We start from the raw sequence: 22820 nt of genomic DNA, 5'->3' as shown, positions 1-22820 counted from the left end.
AGTGTAAAATGGAGGATAGCATGAACGAGCAGACAAGAAGAATCGTTGAAATACTGAAACAGCCGGGGAATTATCCCATTGAAAGAGTGAGCCTGGCCCTGATGGAAATACTGGAGATCACCAGGGAAGTGTATCAAACTTCCGTGCGTCCCGCCGATGTTTACGCCATGGGAGGGATTCAGAATGGATAGTAAAAGAAGCATGACAGAGATAATCGGCGAGCGGTACGCCAACAGGACCTACCGGAAGGAACCGATCAGCGGCGAGCACCGGGACATGATGGACAAATACCTGGCGCGGAACCTGGCGGGTCCCTTCGGCGGAACGGCGCGGTTCAAGCTCGTCGCTGCCTCCGGTGAAGATACGGCGTCCCTGAAGGAGCTCGGCACATATGGAATCATCAGGAACCCTGCCGGGTTCATCGTCGGGGCGATCGGGAAGAGTGACCGCTACCTGGAGGATTACGGGTATCTCCTCGAGGGGATAGTCCTCCATGCCACCGGCCTCGGCCTCGGAACCTGCTGGCTGGGCGGCACCTTCCGCAAAAGCGGGTTCGGGCGGGCCATTTCCCTCGGAGAGGGTGAGGCGCTTCCCGCCGTCATAGCCACGGGTTATTCCGCGGATAAGCCTGGTCTCCTCGATTCGATCATGCGCTTCGGCGCGGGGTCAAAGCACCGGAAGCCGTGGGAAGAGCTTTTTTTCAGCGGCGATTTCAATACAGCCCTTTCCGGGGAATCGGCCGGCGCCTACCGCGTTCCCCTCGAAATGCTGCGCCGGGCGCCGTCGGCCTCCAACAAGCAGCCGTGGCGCATCGTCAGGGAAAGCGGCCGCAATGCATTCCATTTTATCCTTGAGCGCACGAAGAATTACAACCGCAACTGGAAGTTCGTCGGCATGGAGGACCTCCAGCGAGTGGACATGGGCATAGCCATGTATCATTTCGAGGCTGCCGCAGCCGAATTGAAGCTGAAAGGGACCTGGGCCGTTGAGGCGCCGAAGCTGGAGCTTCCCTCCGGCGAATGCGAATATATCGCCACCTGGAGAGGAGTTTAATTTCCCGGTGATGATATCCGCCGACGAGATCGGCCATGATGAAATAATGGAGAAAATCAATGAATAAAGTATACCTGGCCTCCTGTCCCGAATACGATCATGGCGCCATGAAGAAGCTGATGCAGGAGGGATTGGTCAAAATAGGATTTAATCCCGGGGATTTCAGGGGCCGGCGCGTTGCCCTGAAGCCGAACCTGCTGATGCCGGCCAGGCCGGAAAAGGCCATCACCACGCACCCGGCCTTTACGGGGGCCATGGCCGAAATCGTCAGGGACAACGGCGGGACGCCGGTCATCATCGAATCGCCGGCCATGACCGGCCTCGAGGGGACCCTGAAAAAATCGGACTACTCCGATATTATAGCGAAGCAGGGGATCGAGGTAGCCGACGTATCGGAGGCGAAAACCCTCGCCTATGAGACAAAGGGCAAATACAAGCGCTTTGACATCTCCAGGGCCCTCTTTGACGCGGACATCATCATCAACCTGCCGAAATTCAAGACCCACGGCGTCACCTATATCACCGGCGCGACCAAGAACCTCTTCGGCATGATCCCCGGCCTTGACAAGTCCAGGTGGCATATCAAGGCCTCGACGCCGGCCGCTTTTTCCGATTTCCTCCTGGACCTGAACGAGGCGCTGCTCCACGGCTTCGAGGAAAAAAAGCGGATACTCCACGTCATGGACGCCATCGTCACACAGGAAAAGGACGGCCCCGGGCCGTCAGGTACCCCGAGGAAGATCGGGGCCATCGTTATAGGCGAGAGTCCCGTCGCGGTCGATTGGGTCGCCGTGGCCGTGGCTGGCCTTGAAGTGGAAAAGGTGCCCACTATCACCGGCGGTTTTGCCAGGGACCTCGGTGTCAGGTCCGCCTCCGACATAGAGGTTGTGGGCGCGGCCATCAATGACCTGAAGGTCGATGATTTTGTCCCCACCGGCCACGCCTTCCTGACGAGTTTCGGCGCGCGGTGGCCGGTGAACACCGCCGCTTTCAAAAACATCTTCACGGAAAGACCGGTCCCGGTGGAAGGGGACTGCACCCTCTGCTACCAGTGCAGGAAGATATGCCCCGCCGGGGCCATCGGCGAATCCGCCGGAAAGAAAAAAGTGCCGGCCTACGATTATCAAAAGTGCATCCGCTGCTACTGCTGCAGGGAGATCTGCCCCCAGGCGGCCATCACCCTCAAGCGCGGCTCCTTGCAGTGGATCATGGGGTGACCGGCGCGTCCTACGCGTCGGGAAAGAGGTGTATCTCGGGCTTCCCGTTGTAGACGTTCCGCGATATGAGCACGTCGATGCCGAAATGGCGCCTGATGACGTCCTGGCTCATGATCTCCGCGCCGCCGATCTCGGCAACGCGGCCGCCGTCCATGACGACGATGCGGTCCGCCGTCTGGGCGATGAAATTGAGGTCGTTGGAGCTGATGACCGCCACGCGGTTGCCGTCCATGACGTACCGGGCCAGGGCGTTACGGAGCAGCCTGATCGAGACGATGTCCAGGTCGTTGGTCGGGTTGTCGAAGATGACCGCGTGGGATTCCCTGGTGAAGGTGTGGGCGAGCATCGCCATCCTGAATATGCCGTCCGGGAGGGCGCTGATGCGCGCGTCCCTGTAGGGGGCCAGTCCCAGGACCGACAGGTACTCGTCTGTGATCTGGCGGTCATATTCGGAAAAGGGCCTGAAGGGCTTCTTGAAGGGGACCCGGGCCAGGAGCAGGAAGTTGTACAGGCTCTCCTCCGGGTTCTGCGGCACCGCGGCGCCGTAATAGGAAACCATGGCCACCGTGCCCTTTGCGCCGGCGCGGTCTTCGCCGGTTATGGCCACCGTCCCGGTGTAGGAGCCGATCCGGCCGGCCACGCTCTTCAGGAAGACCGTTTTGCCCGCGCCGGACCTCCCGATCAATCCCACGATCTCGCCGTCGTTCATCGTGAGGCTGATGTCCTTCAGGATCGCCGAGCCGTTAATCGATAGATTAAGATTGCTGATATCGATCATAGAGATGGACCCTCCTGCTGTTGTACAGGAAAAATACCGCGTATGATATTGCCCAGGAAACCGCCGCCGCCGGCAGCGGGCCGGCCAGAATTTCCATGAGGAGAGCGGCCTGGACGAGAGCGACCAGCGAAAGGACCATGACCGGGTCCGGCAGGGCGCCGCGATGGAGACGGCGCACGCCCACGCCGATGGCGCAGGTCCATCCGGCAAAAAGGAGCGAGATGGCGGCAAGGACGCCCCGGGCGGCGAGGAGCCCCCCTGCCGCGGCCGCGCGCCTCAGGGGCCGGCCGCCGGTAAAGGGTATGCCGTGGGAGAGGAGCCGCATCTCCGGGTTCAGCGCCAGTAACAGGGCGGGTATGATCACCGACAGGGCTAGGCAGACCGCGGCCAGGGCCGCCGGCACGGGAACGGCGGAGAAATAGCCTGTAAAGACGGATCCCGCCGATGGGATGCGGAGGCCCGGGCCGCCGATGATAACGAAAAGGACGATGACTGCAAGGACTGCCTGGACCGCGGTCCCGCTCAGGGCTATTTCCTTTTTAACCGGCGCCAGGGCCGCCTTCATGAAGGCCTGGTACAGGACGAGGGCGGGAATCGTTATGACCAGGAGAAGGGATGGGTCCGCCGTGATGAAGAGGGCCGCCGCATACAGCGCCATGGTGCCGACGGCCGATTCGCCGCTCTGGACGGTGTCGCAGAGAAGGTGCCGGTCCACCTCGCCGATCCGCACCAGCGCCGCGTAGGCGATGATGCCGATGAAGGGCAACCCGATCCGTGAAGGCGGCGCGTGGAGCAGGAAATTGGCCGCGCCAGCGGAAGCCGCCGCGGCGGCCAGTATGGCGATAGCGACCGCGTCGGACCTATCTATCGTCATCTTCGTCTTCGTCCTCGTCATCGGAAGCGCTTTTCCGGACCGGCTGTTTTTCCTTCGGCGCCGGCTCCTTTTTTATTTCAGGCTCTTTTTTTTCCGGCTCCTGACGTTTCGGCGCGCTCTCGCTTTCCAGCTCCCGCGCGAGCCCCGACAGCACCGGGTCCCGCTTCGCCCGGGACAGGTAGTCGCCGGACACGGAGAGCTCCGCCAGCAGGGACTTCGCCTTCTGCCTCCTGTCGGTATGAACATAGGCCCTGCAGAGCATCAGCTTGTCGTCGCCATTCAGGGAGAGCTTCTCGAACCGGTCGATGGCGTTGTCGTATTCCTTCAGGCCGTAATATGCCTTCGCGGCGAGGAGGTGCGTTTCAAAGGTCTGGGATCTGTCGTCAAGGGTCTTGAGTATCGCCAGGGTGCGGCCGTAGCTGCCGCTCTCCTGGTAGTGCTTTGCCAGCAGTATGAAGACTTTCTTGTACCGCGAGGGATATTTTTTCTTTCCCCCCGCCAGGGAGAAGAGCCTGTCATAGGCGGCGATGTAGCGGGAATCGTTTTCCCTGTAGTAGATGCTGCCGATCTGGTACTGTACCTCCGGGTTGTCAGGGCTGGCCGCGTTCGCCTTCTGCAGAAGCTTCATGGCGTCGCCGTATTTTTCCATCTTGATCCTGATCACCGAGAGGAGGATCATGGCGTCGGTCGATTTGGGGTTGCCGCGTATGGCCCGCTCGAGGTCTTTCTCGGCGTTGGGATAGTCGCCGATCTTGTAATAGCAGGTGCCGCGCCGGATACGCAGGCGGTTATCGGAGGCGCCGTCCAGGAAGCCGTACTCCAGTACCTTGTCGTAGTGTTCGATGGCGTTCCGGTAGTTGCGCCTGCCGAACTGTATATCGGCCAGGACGTTCTGGACTTCGGCGTAAAAGGGGATCTTCGCGGCGATGTCCCCCAGGTATCCCGCGGCGCCGTCGAGGTCGCCGCTCTTATAGGCGGCCATGCCAAGCTCGAACTTGGGGGCCAGGAAGGCGCCGTCGATGCCGAGGGCTTCCTTGAACCGGCCCAGGGCCTCTTCGGTCTTGCCTCCCTTCTTGAGGGCCGCTCCTTCGTTGTATTTATCGACCGCCTCGGTGTTGTCGGTCCAGAGGAACTTGTTGATGAGGGACTCTATTTTCTGCCGGGCGGCCGCGTCGCCGGTCCTGATCCACATGGAGCGGCATGTGGATACCACGCTCTCGTAATCGTTCCGCTGTTCCGCCATGAGAAGGGCGTTCCAGTAGGAATTGATAAGGTACTGTCGCGAAATGCCCGGCTTGGTTATCGCTATCTTGTAATATTTTTCCGCTTCAAGGTAGTTACCCTGCGTTTTCTCTATCTCACCGAGAAAATAATAGGCGTTGCCCGATTCGCCCGCCTCGGCCGCTTTCTGGAACATCTCCTTGGACTTTTCGTATTGCTTGCGGATGTATAATTTCCGGCCCTGCTCGTAGTAACCGGCGGCCAGCGGCTGCTGTAACAGTGCCAGCGCCGTGACCAGGGTGATTAAAGATATGATTTTTTTCATTGGCTTCGTGGGATTGCTCACTGGAGTGGTATAGTTCTAAGGAACAAATATGATCGCATTGTTGCAGACAAACAAGGTAATTGTCAAGATATTTGTACCTCACCGGGGGGTGAGGATGATTGTAGAGAGGAAGACAGGCGGGGTGAGGTTGCAGCATATTGTTGAAGATCCCGGCTGAAGATCATAACAGCAAGATCGGCCAAAGTGTAAAATGCTTGTATAAACAGAGCATCCTCTTTTAGGTTAGTCCGATGAGCGCACTTTTCAGATCAACCGGAGTTGTGGCCGCCTCGACCATGGCGAGCAGGATCCTCGGCCTTGTCCGCGACATGCTCATGGCCGCCCTGTTCAGCGCCACCGGCGCCACAGACGCCTTCTACGTGGCCTTCCGCATTCCCAATCTGGTCCGCAGGCTGGTAGGCGAAGGGGTCTTCACGGTTTCCTTCATTCCGGTGTACACGGAGTATCTCGCGGTCAGGGGAGACGGCGAGGCGTTGGACCTGGCCCGGAAGACCCTTTCTGCGGTCATGGTCTCTCTCGCGGTCCTGACGGCCCTGGCCATTGTCTTTGCCCCCGAAGCGGTGAGCCTCCTGGCCATGGGCTTCAACGACCAGGCGCAGGTGGGAAAGACCGTGGTCATGTTCCGCATCATGGCGCCCTTCCTCCTCATGGCGGGATTTCTCGCCTTTTCCATGGGGGTCCTCAACTCCCACAAGTATTTCTTCGCGCCCGCCTTCGCGCAGGTGCTTCTCAACGTGGGCATTATCTCCGGGATCCTGCTCTTCAGCGGCTTTTTCACGGAGCCCCTCTTCGGCGTGTGTATCGGCGTCCTGGCGGGGGGCCTGCTCCAGGTTGCTCTCCAGGTCCCTTACCTCGCCAGGGCCGGATTCAGGATGAAGCTTTCATTGAGAATGGGTCATCCGGGCCTGAAAAGGATCTTTCGTCTCGGCCTCCAGGGAATCCCCGGCATGGGAAGCCAGCAGATCAACATACTCGTCGCGACACTGATGGCGTCGTTCCTCGCGCCGGGCTGCATCACCTATATTTATTTTTCAGATCGCCTCCACGAGCTTGTTCTGGGCATAACCGTTGTTTCCATCGGGAGCGTTGTCTTTCCGGAGATGTCGGAGCTTTCGGCACGGAAGGATCATGCGAAACTGGCCGAGCTCTATTCCATGGCGGTCAGGTCGGCCCTTTTCCTGGCGATACCGGCCACGGCGGCGCTGGTGGCGGTCGGGTTCCCCGTCATATCGGTCCTGCTGATGCACAGCCGGTTCACGGCCCACGAGGCGGCCATGACCTACCGGGCACTTCTCTATGCCAGCGCGGGGATCGTCGGCATCGCCGTGTGCAGAATCACCATTCCCGTCTTTTACGCCCTCCATGATCCGCGACCGCCCCTCTATGCCGCCCTTGCGTCCTTCGCCGTGAACGGCCTGTGCGGATTTTTCCTCATGCGGACGCCCCTGGAACATGCCGGCCTTACGCTGTCGGTTTCCGTCGCGGCCACGGTGCAGATGGCCCTGCTCACGGCGATGATGAGGAGGAAGGACCTGCCGGTGCGCGCCGGCGTGATTGTCATTTCCGCCCTGAAGCACTGCGCCGCCGCCGCGGTCATGGCCGCGCTGGTTTGGTTCATCGCCGGGGCGGTGGACTGGGTCAATGATCCTTTCGGAAAAAGACTCTGCTTTCTTGTCCTGATCGTGTCCCTGGGCGGCGCTTCATATTTTGCCGTCTCTCTTTTGCTCCGTGCGCCGGAGGCGCGGCTCCTCTTTGAGAGAATAATGGTGAAAATAAGAGGAAAATGATTCAGCCGAGGATCGCCTTCATGACTTCATCGACATCGCTCAGGTCGTCGAAAAAGTAGTCCGGTTCGAGGTCGAGGAGCGCCCCGGGATCGGCCCATCCGGTGCCTACCGAGATGGATACGGCGCCGGAGGATTTGGCGCAGGCGATATCGTGCACCGTGTCCCCGATGATGGCGATATCCCTGAAGGGGATGTCGATATTGAAGCTGTCACGGATCATATCACGGGCGATGGGGGGCATGTCGTTGCGATAGGATGCGTCATCGCCGAAAACGCCGAAGGTGAAGAACCTGTTAAGGTCGAAGCGATCGAGCTTGATGCGGGCGCTCTCCCTGAAGTTGCCGGTCAGGAGACCCAGCAGGACGCCGTCATGGTCCCGGAGACGCTCCAGGAGGTCCTCCACGCCCGGCAGCAGCACCGACGAGTCGTCATACATGTTCGTCCTCAGGTGATGGAAATACCGGCTCTTGAGCTCCTCGATGTTGCGGTGAATGTCCTCTTCCTTGAACCCCATGATGGCCAGGGATTCCAGGAGGATCAGGGGGTCCGTCTTTCCCTGGAAATCAACGGCGTGCATCGTCCCGATGGTGCCGAAGACCTCCATGCAGGCCTCGATGAGGGATTTCTTGCCGGCCCCGAAGCATTTCAGCAGGGTCCCGTCGATGTCGAATAAGACCGCCTTGATGACGCGTCCTCCCGCGGATGGTGTGGCGCGGCCGCTTAATGGGCGCGCGGGGATACTGAATGGTTCGGGGCTCAAATTAATCAATACTTTTTTCCCATTTACTTGACTCGGGTGGGGCGGTTTGATATTTTGATTCATATTGATCGGGCTTGCTGTTTTATAAATTATATTTGATTTCTGATTTCACCTGGATCCTAACCTAATAGCAATTATTCCGTAATCGTGAAGCGTCAGAAAAAAGCCTCACGGCCTGCGGAACTCGGACAAAGACACGGAAGACTCAGACAGTCCTCGGCCGCTCGGCTCTTTTTTCTGACGCTTGGGTATTCTGCATTAATATATCGTTTACGCTATATCGGCAGTATCTATGTAAGATTTATTGCAAGGAGAACATCAATGAATATCAAACCGTTATTGATAATGCTTATTGTTGCAGCGTTCATGATGGCCGGCTGCGATCAGGGCGGCGTGAAGAGCGGCGCTCCCCGCCAGTCCCTCATCAGCAAGGGTTTCATCGACGACAATACGTGGAAGATCGTGTGCCGCGGGTATCCGATGGAAGGCCTCAGCGGCACGCAGATGGGCGAATCCTCCAAGAGGGCGGCCCTGCTGAGCGCGTATTACTTTATCCAGCAAACCTTTGACGACTCCGTGGCTCCAGACAGGGACGGCACAACGGAAAAGATCGAGATGAAGAGCGACCATGCCGTGCTTCATTACGTGGTGCGTAAGAAAGGATTGAAAAGGATGCTCAGGCAGTAATATACATATCGGGAACGTGAGAATGAATATAAAGAACACAAAGGCAGAATATGACGTAATGGGCCTGGGCTCGGCCCTGCTCGATTTCACCGTGATGGTGGACGACGGGGATCTCGCGAGGCTGGGCCTGAAAAAGGGCGAAATGCTCCTCATAGACGCTGACCGGAGCAGGGAGATCCTCGCGGGCCTCGCGGGGAAGCCCATGGATATTACCCCCGGCGGGAGCTCCGCCAACACCCTTGCGGGCATTTCCGTGCTGGGCGGGAAGGGGATCTTCCTCGGCAGCGTGGGAAAGGATTCCCATGGCGACAGGTATATTGAAGACACGGAGCTGATAGGGGTGAAAGCGGAGCTCGGCAGGCATGAAAGCATGACCGGCCACGCCATAACCTTCATCACTCCCGATTCGGAGAGGACCTTCGCGACCCACCTCGGGGCGGCCCTTTTATTGAGTAAAGACGATGTCCGTGAAAGTCATGTCAGGAACAGCAAGATCATCCACATCGAGGGCTATCTCTTTGAGCCGCCGGGACTGCGGGAAGCGTCCATGGCGGCTCTTGAGATGGCGAAGAAGAACGATGTCCTGGTCTCGATCGACCTGTCCGATCCAGGCCTCATCGGCAGGATACGGCCTGTATTCGACCAGGTGATCCGGGACTATGCCGATATCATCTTCGTCAACGAGGATGAGGCCAGGTCCTTCACCGGCAAAGAGCGCATCGATGCCCTGGAAGAGCTCTCTCGTCACTGCGATTTTGCGGTGGTAAAAATCGGTTCGGAGGGAAGCCTCATCAAGACCGGCGGCGTGGTGTACCTCATACCGGCCAAAAAGACGGATGTGGTCAATACCAATGGCGCCGGCGACATGTACGCGGCCGGTGTGCTCTACGGCCTCGCGCGGGGCTACACCCCGGAGCGGTGCGGCAGGATCGGCAGCTTTGTTTCGTCAAAGGTCGTTTCCCAGGTGGGAGCCCGGTTCCCCGGAAAAATTTCCGTTGAGGCCATTGCGTGACGATGCGCTCTTGGACCGGAGACTTCAGCAAATTCCAGTGATAAAATACCCCGCAGTCCCGATGTATCGTGACGGGGTATTTTGTCGCATAATCTTTTACGCGCGCCGCGATCAGAGGCAAAGGCCGAATCCATATAAATTTGAATAAGGTAAATAATAAAAAAATTTTGTTGCAAAAACGGCCGGTATCTTGTATCAATCACTACAATGAAAATTAAAAGGAGGACTAAATGAAAAAAGTTATAATGGTGGCACTCGCGGGAGTGTTTATGATCAGCATGATGTCCTGCAGGTCAGTCAATGTGAAGAGAGAAGCCTGTGACAATGGCTGCACAAAAGCCAAGAATGAATGCTATGAAAAGGCGAAAGATAAGAAAGGGAATATCCCCGCCGCCAAAAAAGCCGCCTGCGATGCCACTGCATCTAAATGCATTGACAAATGCGCGAAGGAATTCGGCGCCAAGTAATCGGTCAAATGATCATCTGCCTTTTGTATTAACAAACAGGCTATTATAGCAAACAGCGCCGGGAAGACCGGCGCTGTTTGTTTCAATCCTCGTCTTTTAAAAATCCCTTCGCGATGAGCATCCTTGCCAGGGCCAGCGACAGCTCGATGTCGCTGGAGAAGGTGCCGTTTTTACTGAAGAAATCCCTTCCTGACGGGTACCCGAGGAGCCTGATGGCTGGCTCGACGGCTTTTTCCCTCCGGGAGCGGTAACCGGAGAAGAGATGCCTGATGATATTGTCACCCAGGATCGTGTGGCCGTTCAGGATGGCCCATTCGTACCACCGGCTGTAGGAATCGCCGTTGTCCGCGCCTGTGATTTTCCTCAAGTGGCCGGCGATCTCCTTTTTGCCGCTTTCGAAGGACGAGCGCTGGCGTTTCTGGGAGATGTCATCGAAGACGGAGGTGATGCCGAAGGTGATGATGGTGGCGAAGATGTCGGCTCCGCCGCGCTCGCGCGGGACGTAGTTTTCCCTGAGGATGACGACCAGGGCGGGGATGATGTCCGGCGCCGTATACTCCTTCAATCTCCGCGCCGCGGCCATGCGGGTCACCTGGTACTTCCCTTTTTTCGCGAGGCGGCACAGCGCCTTCCTGATGGCGTCGGACCCCACGCCGGTGAACACGTAGATGCCGCCCTGGGCCAGGTTCTCGTCCTGCTCCCCGAGGGAGTCCAGGAAGACCCTGTGCTTCAGTGCGTCGTCGCCCCAGCGGTTTACCGCCTTGTATGCCACGAGGCGGCATTTTGCCTCTTCCTTCTTATCGATCACGTCCCTGAATATCGCCAGGTCTTCGGGCGTTCCCCGCTCGGCGCAATAGGTCAGGGCATGGACCCTGAAGGCGGGGATATCCCGGCGGCTTTTGATATACCGGTAATTGCCTGAGGGAAAATGGACTGCCAGGTTCCTGAAGGCGCATTCACGGTCCCCTGAACCCTCATCCTCGATAATGCCTTTCAGGAAGGCTTCACCCTGGGGCTTTTTCCCGGAGGCGATGATGGAGATGATCAGTTCCCTCTCTTTCTGGTTTGACAGGGAGCGGTATTTTTCCGCCAGGAATCCCTGATAGGCGCCGATGTGGGCGGAGAAACCCTCGGCGATATCGTCATCGATCATGTTGTCTGATTGCATGCGCTCGAAGAGCTCCGGTCCGGCGCCGCCGGGCAGGAGGAACAGGCCTTTGACCGCGATCCTCCTGTTCCACGACGACGAGTCGTTGAGGAGCCTGATCAGCTTCGCCTTCGCGTCGGCCGTGCCGAGACGCCCCAGTTGCTCCGCGAGCTTCCTTTTCTCGTCGCTGGCTGTTTCCTTCATCAGCGAATTGTAGAGCCGGTCCTCCTGCTCGCCGGCCATGGCTCCGGGGGATGAGGCAAGGATGATGAAGGATATAATGAAAATAGTACGTTTTATCATGATTACCACCTTGCGGTATCATACGTTTTGTTCAATGGTATTTTGCCGGTATCACACATAATACGTCATTAATGGACTGATGTCAAAAACATTTCATGATGATATTGATTGATAATCTGTTAAGATGATATACCATTATCGAGTTTGGCGAAATACGCCTGTTTATTGCTCTGTTTGTCATTGAGCAATTACTGCTGGTTATTTTGCTGCGGAAGGTTCATCGTGAACCATCCTCGCTTCACGCAAAACGTCCTGTTTTGCTCGATTCAAAGTTGATTTTTCATTTGTTATCTGACTCCACAACGCACTAAACAGGCATATTTCGCCTGTAATATTATTCTCATTTTATTTGTGTAATTATTATCATCATTATTGCCACTTATTTTAAACAACTTTTATGCCGATAATAGAGGTGGGAAATCGGGTAAGGATGGTGTCATATGGATCTGTACCCCTATTTTGAAAGGACAACTAACGCCGATAAAGCCATGGCCTCGAACCTTGAAAAGATCAACAAGTCCGACTTTATCGGGTCCCGCGATCCCCTGGTGGAGCCTGACGCGAAAAAGAGGGAGGGCGGCCACGGCAAAAAGGAAGAGACCCCTGACGAGGCGGGAAAGCACTTTGAAAGCCTGAAGGACGCGGCGAACCAGGCTAACGGCGACCTGGAAAAGAAAAAATCGCCCTACCGGTTTTACATATACCGTGAGTTCGACGAGACCTTCATAAACCTGGTGCGCCTTGACGACGGCGGAAGCGTCGTCGAGGTCAAGAAAAAGAACATAACCCACCAGGAATTCGCGGAGTTCATAAAGCGGATACAGAAAGGCGAGGGCCTCTTTTTCGACAGCATCGGCTGATCTCCCCGGACGGCTCCTGGGATCGCCCGTTCCCCGGATTCCGCATAATCGGGTGCCGCCGATATTAGGATTGACTAAATATACAATGATGTTACAGTTATGGTATACCGCGCCGTTGAAACTATTCTCGTGATTGAAAGAGTAATGTTATGCGAATAAAGCTGTGGGGAGTGAGGGGATCGCTTCCGACCCCGCTGAAGGGGGAAATCATCGAGGACAAGATCAGGAAGGCCCTGACCCTCGCAAAGCCCGGCGATATATCGTCGGAAGAGGCGATAGAGGCGTTCATCAGGTCGCTTCCCTTTTCCGTCCGCAATACCTACGGCGGCAATACGACGACCATTGAGGTCATGACCTCCGGCGGGGACCTCATCATCCTGGATTGCGGGAGCGGTCTCAAACCTCTGGGCATGGACCTTATGAAGGGGGACTTCGGTAAGGGGAGGGGAATAGCCAACGTATTCCTGTCACACACCCACTGGGACCATATCCAGGGGATCCCTTTTTTCGTGCCCTTTTACATCAGGGGGAACAGGTTCAATTTCTATTCCGCCCTGCCTGACCTGAAAAAGCGCCTTGATTACCAGCAGGTGTTCACCCATTTCCCGGTCACCTTCGATTATCTCCAGGCGACCAAGGAGTTTTTCACCATAGAGCCGGAGGAGGAGCTCTACATCAACGATACCCTGGTGATCAACAAGGTCATGCCCCACCCGGGCGGCTCCTACGGATACCGGGTCGAGGACAACGGCACCATCCTGGTCTACACCAGCGACTGCGAATTCAACATCAACGAGATCGATCATATCGAGCAATACCGGAGCTTTTTTTCCGACGCGGACCTGGTGATATTCGACACCCAGTACACCTTTGACGAGGCCATCAACAAGCTGGAGTTCGGACATTCCTCGGCCGCGATCGCCATTGACATCGCCGGCATGTTCAACGTCAAGCGCCTTGTCCTGTTCCACCATGAGCCGAATTACGACGACGACAAGCTGGAGAACGTACTCGTCAACGCGCGCACCTACCAGACCATGAATCCGAAGCAGGCGGCGGATCTGTACATTGATATAGCATACGAAGGCATGGAATTCGAGCTCTGACCCGCGGGCTCCCAGGCGGCGGCTCTCGGGCGCGCCGTCCCTGGAGCTAATCTGTCAGCAAAAGGACACGTCACAAAGAACATGAAGTCACCGGAATCATTCAACAGGGCCGTATTCTGCGATTTCGACGGCACCATCACGTCGAAGGAATCCTTTATCGGCATGTTCAATATCTTCACGCCGGACCTCTTCCGGAGCATCGCCCCTGAAATGGTCGCCGGCCGCATGACCCTGAGGGAGGGAGTGCGGAAGCTGATAGAGTCGATCCCTTCGGACAGATACGACGACATCCTGGAATACACCCTTACCGTCGATATTCGTCCCGGCTTCACGGAGCTGCTGGATTATCTCGAATCGATGGGGGTTCCCTTTATCGTCATATCCGGCGGGTTCCGGGTGATGGTCGAGACGAGGCTGGGTCCCCTGCTGCCGCGGGTCCACGCGGTCCACGCCGTCGATATCGATACCGTCGGCCCCTTTATCCGGGTCCTCCGGACGGTCGAGGGCGACACCGAGCTCATGGCCAAGGCGACGGTCATGGCCGGGTATTCCTGCGGCGAGGCGGTCGCCATCGGCGACGGCTCCACTGACAACAACATGGCCCTCAGCGCGTCCATCGTGTACGCCCGCGACGGCCTCATGAAGTTCCTCCAGGCCAAGGGCAGGCCCTTTGTCCAGTGGAACGATTTTAACGATATACGCCTTGACCTGATGAAGAGGTGGGGGGAAAAAGCTTAATGATAAAATTAAATAAACATATTTGCATTTATGTTGAAAAGATATTTTAATATATAAAATAATACTAAAACCCATACGGGCGGGCTTTTTTAGTTGACTTTTTTTCCGCTCTTGATTATGTTATAATTATGATTGGGACTAATAGACAATAAGACCCATATGGAGGCCATATATGAAAAAGATCATCGTTTTTCTTATAATTATTATAACCTCAGCCTCTATCGCATCGTGCGGTAAAAGCAAGAAGAGCAACGACCTGGCCCTAATATTTTTGCTCTATCCCCGCTTCGGCGAGACCTTTTCCATGGTGAACTATAATTTCCCGGCTTCAAAAAATCCATCCCTGTCGGGGGACGCGGTCGGGACAATCGGTGAAAATACCATAACGGTCAATGTTCCCTCTGATGCAGATGTGGCAAATCTCATTGCCGGGTTCACCTCCAGCAGCGAAAAGATCGAGGTGAAAATCAACGGCGTTGTCCAGAAAAGCGAAGTGACCGCCAATGACTTCACCAATCCCCTTGTCGTCAATCTGGCTTACGATAACAAGGATGTCCTGAGCTATACCGTTACCGTGGTCAAGGCCAGGAGCGAAGAAAAGTCGATCCTTTCATTCTCCATCAACGGGACTGTCGGCGTTATCGATGAGGCCGCGGCCACCATCGCGGTCGACCTTCCTCCGCGGACGGTATTGACATCCCTGGCGCCAACCTTCTCGACAAGCGGCATATCGGTCATGGCCGGGGGCGCAGAGCAGAAAAGCGGCGCCACCGTCCATGATTTCTCGAATCCGGTGCCGTACACGGTCACGGCTGAGGACGGCTCGCAGAAGCAGTATATTGTTACGGCCCGCGCCCTCCCATCCTCCAGGAAGGAGATCAGGTCTTTTTCATTCTTAAAAGCAAACAACGATGTCCTTTCCGCCGACGTCAACGGCGCGAAAGACAACTTGAAGATTTCCGTGGAGCTTCCCTACGGCTCCTCCAGGGAAAACCTCAAGGCGACCTTCGAGACCTCCGGCGAGGGAGAGACGGTGGCGATAGGGGAGACCGCGCAGATTTCCGGAGAGACAGTGAACACCTTCACCTCGCCGCTTACCTACAGGGTCACGGCCGAGGACAAGACCACGGCCGATTACGAGGTTACTGTCTCAGTCGCCAAGAATGACGCGAAGTCGATCACGTCGTTCATCCTTGACGGCGAGACCTGCGCGATAGACCAGGACACGGGAGCCATCAACGTTGATTTCCCCGCGACTAAGAAACTGACCGGCCTCGTCTCGTCCTTTGTCTATACCGGAAGCGCGATCAGGGTCAATGATACCGACCAGGTCAGCGGGACCACGGCCAATGATTTCTCAAATCCCGTTACCTATACCGTCATTGCCGAAAACGGTACGGCGAAGACCTATGCCGTATCCGTGGTACCCAAGGCGGACATGGCGGGCCTGTGGAATTTCCAATATGGCAGTGACGGCAGTTACACTGTCAACGGCACTTCAGCGGCCGCAGGGCTGTCGGGATCTGCCCTTCTCTTCAACGGGACCACCGATTATGTGAGCGTTCCTGACAGCGACACCCTTACCCTCGGGGAGGCCGGCACGATTGAAGCCGTTGTGTACATGAATAACTACACTCCTTTCGGCGGGATCGTGCACAAGGGAACCAGGAAAGATTTCAACGATGAGGCCTACAGCCTCCAGTTCTGGACACCGGAAGGGATCCTGCGCTTTTCGATTTTCAACGCCGCCGGATCCTACCTGTACGTCGACAGCCCCGACGCCCTTGAGACCGGGAAATGGTATCACCTGGCCGTCACCTGGAATTCCAGCCGGATGACGATGTATGTCAATGGCTCCGAAGTGGCATCCGTGGCCAATACTGTCGGGGCGGTGAGGAATACCGACGGCGACCTGGTCATAGGAGCACAACTTCCCGTCCGGTACAGCGGCACGTGGAACAATCTGGGGTTCTCCGGCATCATTGACAGGGTCCGGATTTACAACAGGGCCCTTGCCGCGGAGGAGATCTCCTCCGCCTATACCGCCATATTCGCGCCGGGCGGGCAGCCCCTGGCGGCGTTTCTCCTGTCGGCGGTTTCAAAGGGAGGATTTGTCCTGATTGTGATCCTTGCCGTGATCGCCGTTTCCCTGCTGGGGATGTTTATCAGGAACAAAAGGCTTGCTATGAAAGCCAGGCAATGATCCCTGGAGCGGAAAAAAATGAAAGGCACCCGCAGGGTGCCTTTTTTATTTCTATTCGATCTCTTTGTATTCAGTAATGGAATCAGAACATCGGCATCCCATTCTATCGGATGTCCAGTTTCAGTCCGTTAAGGGTCTTTTCAATGAGCCCGGCTAAAGCGTCTTCCGAATGCTGCGCTTCGTCAAGCGAGAGTGAATCGCGGATGTAGCGGAGAAGCTCCGCCTGCGGTATGGCGGAGAGCATGGTGTCACCGCCCGATGGAAGCCGAAGGGTGACGACTCCCTCTTCCGGCTTGCTTCCCAGGAGGAGGGAAAGTATCAAGGCGCTGTAGGTTATATGCTTTCCTCTGAGCGCGAGCAATTTCTGAAGATATTCTATGGTGCTGGTCAGCTGTTCCTGCGTCCTGTCGACGCGCCTCAGGAGAGTCCGTATCAGGGCGAGGGCGAAATCCGGATCATGGGTGATCAGGGCCTCGAGATTGTCGGATTGGGCTTCGGCCAGGACGCAGCGGGTCTCGCATTCGGCGGTGACGTTCCTTCGAGTTTCTCCCAGTATCGCCATTTCGTTCAGAATGCGGCCGGCCTCCATGGTTTCCAGCACGATGCGCTCCCCCGATTCCAGCTCCTTGACGATGTTGACCTTCCCTTTTTTTATGTAGAAAAAGCTCTTTATCGAATCGCCCTGTCTGAATATGGCCGAACCGGGGTGATACACGATCTCGTTCTGCATCACCGTCGACGGGTTCATGAAGAGCCTGCGGATGGCCTCGAATCCCGGAAGCTTGAGGTTGAACACGACGCCTTTCCAGAAACGGTAAATGTAATAGCGGACGAGGAAAAAATAGAAGGACGGGCCCGGCCTGTTGAAGGCGATAATCGTGCCGACCGGTTCGTCGCCGGTCCCCTTCCCGTGGTTGCTCCACACGGGACGGGCCCTGACCGCGGGGGACCTGAATTCTCTCATCTCGAAATGCAGCTCCACCTCGTCCCCTTCCATCGGCTCGAAGGTGCGGAGGAAGGAATTGATGCCGGTGATATCGAAGGTCGGCAGGATGTCCTCGAAATTTTTCTGGTGAAGCACGGCGTCGAAGATGATGGGGAGGCGTACGATGCTGTACCGGAAAAAGTCCGGGTTCAGGATGCCGACCAGTATGAGAGACAGCCCGATGGAGGCCGGGTATGCCGTTGTCACCAAGATGCCGGTCTAGTGGTTCAGGGGAAGGCCCAGCAGGGCGCATACTTCATCGCTGAACGGCAGGGCCGTTGCGGAAGCCGCCAGGAAAAAAATGGAGATGATCCAGGGCATGCGGCTGGTATGCGCCCGCAGGAGGGGAACCTTCACGTTCGACTGCGTACCGGTGGAGTTGAGGATCCACCGCTCGAAGCGCGGCTGGCGGTATTTAAGGACCCAGTCTTCGAGCCGGAGATGCTCTTCCTCGAGGGATATGCGCGATGGGATGAGCTTGGATCGGGAAATGAGGATCTCCAGCATCATTATGAGGGCGACGACCAGCGGCGCCGCGAAGTAGAGGAGGGTCCCGTCCAGGATGAGCATGGCGTCGAATACGCCGTGCAGCGCTATGGGGACCACGAAGGCCAGGACCAGCTTCATGGCCTTGATGTAATGGCTTGAGCTGAGGCGCATGGACGAGCAGTAATATCCCACTATCCCGCAGGTGGTCAGGTGGAGGGGAGCGGAGAACACGAGCCGGACGATTATCACGGCCGGGCCGAAGTTCAGGGCGTATACGAGGTTCTCGACCAGGGAAAACCCCGCGCCGATGGCGATGCCGGAAACGATGCCTTCGAGAATGGAAAATCGAGGGTAATAGCGAATGACCAGCATGTACAGGGCAATGGTGCCCGTTTTTTCGATGAGCGCGGCTTTCACAAAGGCGTCGACGAAGACCGAGTTGTTATTGATGAACCGGTCGATGTACGGGGCAAACAGGATGATGGTAAGGGCAAGGATGACGCCGCACAGAAACGACTCCAGGTGCTTGCCGTACACCGGGACCTCGCCCTTCAGGCGGTAATACCGGAAGAAATGGCGGAAGTATATCAGGTAGAATACCGGAACCGCGGATAACGCGATAAAATAATATGGGATCGATTTGAAGTCCATAATAACATCTGTCGGCCGGCGGATTGAGACCCTGAAAGGGGAAAACCGCCACCATGCCATTATATATATCGGTCATACCAGGGTTGATCATTAGACATGTTGCAATACTGTCATTTCGGCGGCTCCCGGTAGAGGGGGGAGGCGGGCACCGCCGGGCGGCGCTGAACCGGCCGGGGGGTCAACCGGTCCTCTTCGCCAGGATGACCGTGAAGTCGTCCCTCAGGTCGGCGTCCTTCACGAAGGAATCGAAGGTCGCCAGCAGGTGGTCGAGGATCTCCGCTGCGGTGCCGTTCGGCGCCCCGGCAAGGGACTGCATGAGGCGGTCGATATCATATCTTTCTTTACGGTGATTTCGCGCGTCCAGTATGCAGTCGGTGAAAAGGAGGAGGACGTCATCCTTCTCCACGGAGAACTGGATGACCGACGGCAGGTGATGGTTGAGGGCCAGGCCCAGGGGCTCGCCGCGGAACTTGTTTCCCCCGGCGTCCACGATCCGCACTTCGCCGGTTTTGACGTTCTTGCGGACGAGGTCCGGGTGGCCGGCGTTGACGTATTCCACCTTGTCGTCCCTGATGCGCAGCAGGATGGAGGTGACGAAATTGTCGAGGCGGTTCAGGTCCTGGGATACATGCTCGTTGATGAGGTTCATGATGGCGTCAAGCTTCTGCCCCGGCATCGAGTTAAAGATCCTGAACGTAATGGGCTTGACCATCATGGTTATGAGGGCGGAGGAAACGCCGTGGCCTGACACGTCGAAGATGGCGATTCCCTGCAGGCGGCCCCCTGAACAGTAAAAATCGTAGAAGTCGCCGGAGGCGCCGTACTTCGGCTTGAAAGACATGGCGATGTCCCACCTGTCCAGGCCCGTAGGGACCTGCGGGAGAAGCATTTTCTGCATGTTGCCGGCTAGGTCCATTTCAATGGCCGCTATCTCGTTGCCCTTTTCCAGCTCCTTGTGGGTTTTCAGGAAGCGGTTGGCAAGGATAAGGGTGATCCCGATGGTAAAGGCGAAAAATCCGTACTGTGTGAGGACGTAGTCGTAGGCCCAGAACATGGAATCGGCGATGTCGAAGATCGAGCACGCCACCAGGATGATCGTTCCGACCATGAGGTTGCCGGCGGTGGTCGATTTCAGCGTCCTCAGGAACGACCTGGCGGCGCGGAACGGGGGGAAGACGGTCCTGATGCTGTCGTATTGTTTTCTATATCCTTCGAGGACCTTTGATCCCATCCTGACAAAGAGGTAATACAGGAGGGGGATGATCACCGTGATCTGCCACACCCTCAGGATGTCGATGGCGAAGGGATTGGAGACCGGCAAAACGGTTATCACGATAAGAACGGCGTAGAAGGCGCCGTAGATCTTCGTCATGCGGCTGTAGGCGCCGGTGAGAAGCAGGTCCATGAAGGCCCCGCCGAGGGGGACCAGGGCGTAGAGGGAGCAGTATTCGATGCGGTGCAGGACGGTGGTGTCGCTGACGAGGTCGTAGATCCCGTGGGTCCGGGACAGGATGTATACGAAAAGAAGAATGGAAAAGAGCGCGTAGTAAAGGTTGAACAGCTCGTCCCGCCGCCGTATGAAGATGAAGAGGTGATAGACCCCGAAAAACAGGTAGAGGAACGACAGGATCATGGTTGTCTGCTCGGAGCTCAATTTTTCAAGACGCTCCAGGGAATCGACGACAAAGGGCGTGCTCCGGTGAAATCCTGAATCGATGTTGGTGGGGTCTCCGATTATCCTGGCCGCGAGAATGTTTTTCCCCTTCCGAATGAGGCGCGGATCGATGGGAATGATCACCTCCCGCGAGTGGCGATAGGCGGTTATCCGGCCCTTGCCGTTGACATGGATTTCGTCCCGCAGAAGGTGGCCGTTGAGATAGACGGACCAGTTCTCCCCGATGTTGGCGAAATAGATCCCGAGGAATTCGTTCACCGGCGCGCCTGCGTCATCCATGTCGAAGGATGTCAGAAAGGTGAAGTTCTCGGGGGGATACTCTTTCAGGGAAAAGAAGGGCCGTTTCGGCATGCCCTCAAGGGGAAGCTCCTTGAGGACCGTGTTCCTGGCGCCGCCTTTGACCGCAGCAATGGCGAGCCACTCCTTCTCGCCCGGACCAGGGAGCCTGTCGGTCCATTGCGGGTCAAAGCCTTTTCGAACGAATATCGTTTCCTGGTCGAGATTAATAATTGAAGCTGACAGGGACAGTGTCTGGAGCAATAAAAAAGCGATGATTACCGGAGGTAGCTTAATTTTCATTTTCATATCATGGGCAACACTCTGTATGAATATCATCCGCATAAGGGATATGCCATCATACATTAATATGCAGAAAACCGCCTCCCCGGGCTCTATGTGGCTGTTTGTTTGATGGTATGTCAAATAATTTTTATCAAAGTCCAATTAAATATGGGTGCCGGGGCTTTGGCCGGTTTTCCAAAAAAAAACTTGATAATATCAATCAAGCATAGTATCAACAAGCGTGCATCCCGGGCAGTGGGATGCGGGGTACGATAGTATACGGTCGGGCATTGTTGTTTCAGAATCATACGATGTCTGCCGGGACAGTTCCATAAGCCTCCGGCCAGCAATTATTCGCAAGGTGATTGGGCATTTATGAAAATAAAACCCGTTAGCCTGAAATTCGATCTCGCCCTTGAACAAGAATTCATCAAGGATTACAACATAAACTCGCTTTCCTTTATACGCCTGGCCCTTATCCTGACGATAGTTCTTTACGCAATGTTCGCCATCCTTGATATCTGGATCATACCGGTGACCAGGCCCGTCGCGTGGCTTATACGGTTCGGTATCGTTATTCCATTCGTGGCCGCCATGATCGCTCTTTCCTACGTAAAAAAGTTCCAGCCCTATACCCAGTCGGCGCTTCTCTTGACAGGTGTCGTTACCGGCTTCGGTATTTCAGCCATGATCGCATTTACGAAAGCATGCGAGATCGGTTATCAGAGGTACTACGCTGGCCTGATGCTCGTCATTTTCGGGATCTATACTATCCTCCGGTTGAGATTTTACTACGCCATCATATCATCGCTGATAGTCGTGGCGTCGTACGAAATCGTCGCGGTGTTCGTCCAGGGCCTGACTGAAGGAGGGTTCGCCGGCCGCAGGTTCCTGATCTTTATCAATAACAATTTTTTCTTTTTAAGCGCCACCTGCATAGGGATATTCGCCTCGTTCACCCTGGAGTACTACATCCGGGAGGTTTTCAAACAGCGGAAGACTATTGATGACGATCGTCACAGGATCAAAACGCTCCTTGATACCTACGGCAAGCAGCTTGCCCTGGCGCGCACCATACAGCGGAGCATCATGCCCGATATTCCCCCGCATATTGACAGGGCCCTTGTCACCATGATGTATAAGCCGATGGAGGAGCTGGGGGGAGATTACTATGACTTCATCCCCCTCGGTGAAGGTAAAACGGGATTTTTTATCAGCGACGTAACCGGGCACGGTATTCCCGCGGCCCTGGTGACCACGATGCTGAAAACCGTGGTGAGGTCGACGCGCGAAATAGCATGGGACCCGGGGAATTTCCTCGCCCATCTCAACAGCAGGCTTGCCAATCTCGCATCCGTCGGTTTTGTCACAGCTTGTTACGGCGTCCTCGACATGCCCGCCATGGAGTTCCTGTATGCCCGCGCCGGCCATCCCTTCCCGATTCTGGTGCGGGACGGCAGCGCATCGGCCCTTGAATCGCGGGGAGGATTCATCGGGCCGATGCAGAAGAATAATTTCGAGACGAAATCGGTGTCCCTGAAACCGGGGGACCGGATCCTGTTATACACGGACGGCCTTATTGAAGCGGAGAACGAGAAGGGGGAGTTATTTGAGCACGTTCTCCTGGATAAGATGCCGCAGCATCTTGGCGATGCACAAACCGGGTTTCTCGACGCCATTTATGCGAGTCTCGTTTCATTCAGGGGCGATGATCACTTCGAAGACGACATCTGCATGGTCGGCATAGAAATAACGCGGTAGCTGGCGGTTGGTTTTCGATCTCCATTCTGTCAGCAGCTATTCTAATCCTTGAGAATGATGTCGGGAAGCACCCCGTATTTATGTGAGACACTTCGTTTTCCTTGTTTCCGCAAACTCACTGCTGATTGGTATCTCCCGC

At 56.2% G+C, this 22820-nt stretch carries 20 protein-coding genes; 12 read left to right on the top strand and 8 right to left on the bottom strand.

The annotated features are described in order from the left end of the window. The first annotated feature begins 20 nt into the window (after positions 1 to 20). Genes KA369_04340 through KA369_04330 form a run of 3 tightly spaced genes read left to right on the top strand, consistent with a single transcriptional unit; the run spans position 21 to position 2270 of the window. Positions 21 to 191 (top strand): hypothetical protein, encoded by a 171-nt coding sequence (locus KA369_04340; protein ID MBP7735182.1) that lies wholly within the window; start codon positions 21 to 23, stop codon positions 189 to 191. Continuing rightward, positions 184 to 1053, top strand: coding sequence for a nitroreductase (locus KA369_04335; GenBank protein ID MBP7735181.1), 870 nt, complete (start codon positions 184 to 186; stop codon positions 1051 to 1053). The genes KA369_04340 and KA369_04335 overlap by 8 nt, the downstream gene beginning before the upstream one ends. Positions 1054 to 1112: 59 nt before the next feature. Further along, complete coding sequence (locus KA369_04330) at positions 1113 to 2270, top strand: DUF362 domain-containing protein (GenBank protein ID MBP7735180.1); 1158 nt, start codon at positions 1113 to 1115, stop codon at positions 2268 to 2270. A 10-nt stretch (positions 2271 to 2280) separates the two neighbouring features. Here KA369_04330 and KA369_04325 read toward each other — a convergent pair whose 3' ends face one another. Genes KA369_04325 through KA369_04315 form a run of 3 tightly spaced genes read right to left on the bottom strand, consistent with a single transcriptional unit; the run spans position 2281 to position 5468 of the window. Beyond that, positions 2281 to 3048 (bottom strand): ABC transporter ATP-binding protein, encoded by a 768-nt coding sequence (locus KA369_04325; GenBank protein MBP7735179.1) that lies wholly within the window; start codon positions 3046 to 3048, stop codon positions 2281 to 2283. Continuing rightward, entirely contained in the window at positions 3026 to 3943 is a 918-nt protein-coding gene (locus KA369_04320) for a hypothetical protein (protein MBP7735178.1), read from the bottom strand. The genes KA369_04325 and KA369_04320 overlap by 23 nt, the downstream gene beginning before the upstream one ends. Beyond that, positions 3909 to 5468, bottom strand: coding sequence for a tetratricopeptide repeat protein (locus KA369_04315; protein ID MBP7735177.1), 1560 nt, complete (start codon positions 5466 to 5468; stop codon positions 3909 to 3911). The genes KA369_04320 and KA369_04315 overlap by 35 nt, the downstream gene beginning before the upstream one ends. A gap of 251 nt (positions 5469 to 5719) precedes the next feature. On the opposite strand from KA369_04315, the gene murJ reads away from it, so the two are divergent. Beyond that, the gene (gene murJ / locus KA369_04310) at positions 5720 to 7276 is read left to right on the top strand and encodes a murein biosynthesis integral membrane protein MurJ (protein MBP7735176.1); all 1557 of its coding nucleotides are present in this window, start codon (positions 5720 to 5722) and stop codon (positions 7274 to 7276) included. Position 7277: 1 nt separating this feature from the next. On the opposite strand, the gene KA369_04305 is transcribed toward murJ, so the two are convergent. Next, on the bottom strand, positions 7278 to 8045 hold the full coding sequence (locus KA369_04305; GenBank protein ID MBP7735175.1) for an HAD hydrolase-like protein: 768 nt from the start codon (positions 8043 to 8045) through the stop codon (positions 7278 to 7280). 312 nt (positions 8046 to 8357) lie between these two features. On the opposite strand from KA369_04305, the gene KA369_04300 reads away from it, so the two are divergent. From KA369_04300 to KA369_04290, 3 genes are all read left to right on the top strand, one after another. After that, positions 8358 to 8723, top strand: coding sequence for a hypothetical protein (locus KA369_04300; protein MBP7735174.1), 366 nt, complete (start codon positions 8358 to 8360; stop codon positions 8721 to 8723). A gap of 22 nt (positions 8724 to 8745) precedes the next feature. Continuing rightward, positions 8746 to 9735 (top strand): adenosine kinase, encoded by a 990-nt coding sequence (locus tag KA369_04295; GenBank protein MBP7735173.1) that lies wholly within the window; start codon positions 8746 to 8748, stop codon positions 9733 to 9735. A gap of 230 nt (positions 9736 to 9965) precedes the next feature. After that, positions 9966 to 10202: a hypothetical protein gene (locus KA369_04290; protein ID MBP7735172.1), complete on the top strand. Its 237-nt coding sequence runs from the start codon at positions 9966 to 9968 to the stop codon at positions 10200 to 10202. Positions 10203 to 10284: 82 nt separating this feature from the next. Here KA369_04290 and KA369_04285 read toward each other — a convergent pair whose 3' ends face one another. After that, on the bottom strand, positions 10285 to 11652 hold the full coding sequence (locus KA369_04285; protein MBP7735171.1) for a HEAT repeat domain-containing protein: 1368 nt from the start codon (positions 11650 to 11652) through the stop codon (positions 10285 to 10287). Between the two features lie 440 nt (positions 11653 to 12092). Here KA369_04285 and KA369_04280 point away from each other — a divergent pair, with 440 nt between their 5' ends. The 4 genes from KA369_04280 (at position 12093) to KA369_04265 (ending at position 16559) form a co-directional block, all read left to right on the top strand. Then, entirely contained in the window at positions 12093 to 12512 is a 420-nt protein-coding gene (locus KA369_04280; protein ID MBP7735170.1) for a hypothetical protein, read from the top strand. 149 nt (positions 12513 to 12661) lie between these two features. After that, positions 12662 to 13618, top strand: a complete 957-nt coding sequence (locus KA369_04275; GenBank protein ID MBP7735169.1) for an MBL fold metallo-hydrolase — start codon at positions 12662 to 12664, stop codon at positions 13616 to 13618. An 81-nt stretch (positions 13619 to 13699) separates the two neighbouring features. Then, a complete protein-coding gene (locus KA369_04270; protein MBP7735168.1) occupies positions 13700 to 14356 on the top strand; it encodes an HAD-IB family phosphatase in 657 nt (218 codons plus the stop codon). A 172-nt stretch (positions 14357 to 14528) separates the two neighbouring features. Then, the gene (locus tag KA369_04265; GenBank protein MBP7735167.1) at positions 14529 to 16559 is read left to right on the top strand and encodes a hypothetical protein; all 2031 of its coding nucleotides are present in this window, start codon (positions 14529 to 14531) and stop codon (positions 16557 to 16559) included. 103 nt (positions 16560 to 16662) lie between these two features. Here KA369_04265 and KA369_04260 read toward each other — a convergent pair whose 3' ends face one another. The 3 genes from KA369_04260 to KA369_04250 form a co-directional block, all read right to left on the bottom strand. Next, a complete protein-coding gene (locus KA369_04260) occupies positions 16663 to 17751 on the bottom strand; it encodes a Crp/Fnr family transcriptional regulator (protein ID MBP7735166.1) in 1089 nt (362 codons plus the stop codon). Positions 17752 to 17763: 12 nt separating this feature from the next. Then, entirely contained in the window at positions 17764 to 18684 is a 921-nt protein-coding gene (locus KA369_04255) for a PrsW family intramembrane metalloprotease (GenBank protein ID MBP7735165.1), read from the bottom strand. Between the two features lie 178 nt (positions 18685 to 18862). Beyond that, on the bottom strand, positions 18863 to 20938 hold the full coding sequence (locus KA369_04250; protein MBP7735164.1) for a SpoIIE family protein phosphatase: 2076 nt from the start codon (positions 20936 to 20938) through the stop codon (positions 18863 to 18865). Between the two features lie 357 nt (positions 20939 to 21295). Here KA369_04250 and KA369_04245 point away from each other — a divergent pair, with 357 nt between their 5' ends. Further along, positions 21296 to 22681, top strand: a complete 1386-nt coding sequence (locus KA369_04245; protein MBP7735163.1) for a serine/threonine-protein phosphatase — start codon at positions 21296 to 21298, stop codon at positions 22679 to 22681. Positions 22682 to 22820: the final 139 nt, after the last annotated feature.

It is taken from the genome of Spirochaetota bacterium (assembly GCA_017999915.1).
GTDB lineage: Bacteria > Spirochaetota > UBA4802 > UBA4802 > UBA5550 > RBG-16-49-21.
The sequence above is the reverse complement of the archived record's forward strand: the minus strand, read 5'-3'. Positions and strand labels throughout refer to the sequence as shown.

Coding starts and splice junctions, on each gene's coding strand:
- KA369_04340 (MBP7735182.1), top strand. CDS start 21: ATGAACGAGCAGACAAGAAGAATCGTTGAAATACTGAAACAGCCGGGG.
- KA369_04335 (MBP7735181.1), top strand. CDS start 184: ATGGATAGTAAAAGAAGCATGACAGAGATAATCGGCGAGCGGTACGCC.
- KA369_04330 (MBP7735180.1), top strand. CDS start 1,113: ATGAATAAAGTATACCTGGCCTCCTGTCCCGAATACGATCATGGCGCC.
- KA369_04325 (MBP7735179.1), bottom strand. CDS start 3,048: ATGATCGATATCAGCAATCTTAATCTATCGATTAACGGCTCGGCGATC.
- KA369_04320 (MBP7735178.1), bottom strand. CDS start 3,943: ATGACGAGGACGAAGACGAAGATGACGATAGATAGGTCCGACGCGGTC.
- KA369_04315 (MBP7735177.1), bottom strand. CDS start 5,468: ATGAAAAAAATCATATCTTTAATCACCCTGGTCACGGCGCTGGCACTG.
- murJ (MBP7735176.1), top strand. CDS start 5,720: ATGAGCGCACTTTTCAGATCAACCGGAGTTGTGGCCGCCTCGACCATG.
- KA369_04300 (MBP7735174.1), top strand. CDS start 8,358: ATGAATATCAAACCGTTATTGATAATGCTTATTGTTGCAGCGTTCATG.
- KA369_04295 (MBP7735173.1), top strand. CDS start 8,746: ATGAATATAAAGAACACAAAGGCAGAATATGACGTAATGGGCCTGGGC.
- KA369_04290 (MBP7735172.1), top strand. CDS start 9,966: ATGAAAAAAGTTATAATGGTGGCACTCGCGGGAGTGTTTATGATCAGC.
- KA369_04285 (MBP7735171.1), bottom strand. CDS start 11,652: ATGATAAAACGTACTATTTTCATTATATCCTTCATCATCCTTGCCTCA.
- KA369_04280 (MBP7735170.1), top strand. CDS start 12,093: ATGGATCTGTACCCCTATTTTGAAAGGACAACTAACGCCGATAAAGCC.
- KA369_04275 (MBP7735169.1), top strand. CDS start 12,662: ATGCGAATAAAGCTGTGGGGAGTGAGGGGATCGCTTCCGACCCCGCTG.
- KA369_04270 (MBP7735168.1), top strand. CDS start 13,700: ATGAAGTCACCGGAATCATTCAACAGGGCCGTATTCTGCGATTTCGAC.
- KA369_04265 (MBP7735167.1), top strand. CDS start 14,529: ATGAAAAAGATCATCGTTTTTCTTATAATTATTATAACCTCAGCCTCT.
- KA369_04255 (MBP7735165.1), bottom strand. CDS start 18,684: ATGGACTTCAAATCGATCCCATATTATTTTATCGCGTTATCCGCGGTT.
- KA369_04250 (MBP7735164.1), bottom strand. CDS start 20,938: ATGAAAATTAAGCTACCTCCGGTAATCATCGCTTTTTTATTGCTCCAG.
- KA369_04245 (MBP7735163.1), top strand. CDS start 21,296: ATGAAAATAAAACCCGTTAGCCTGAAATTCGATCTCGCCCTTGAACAA.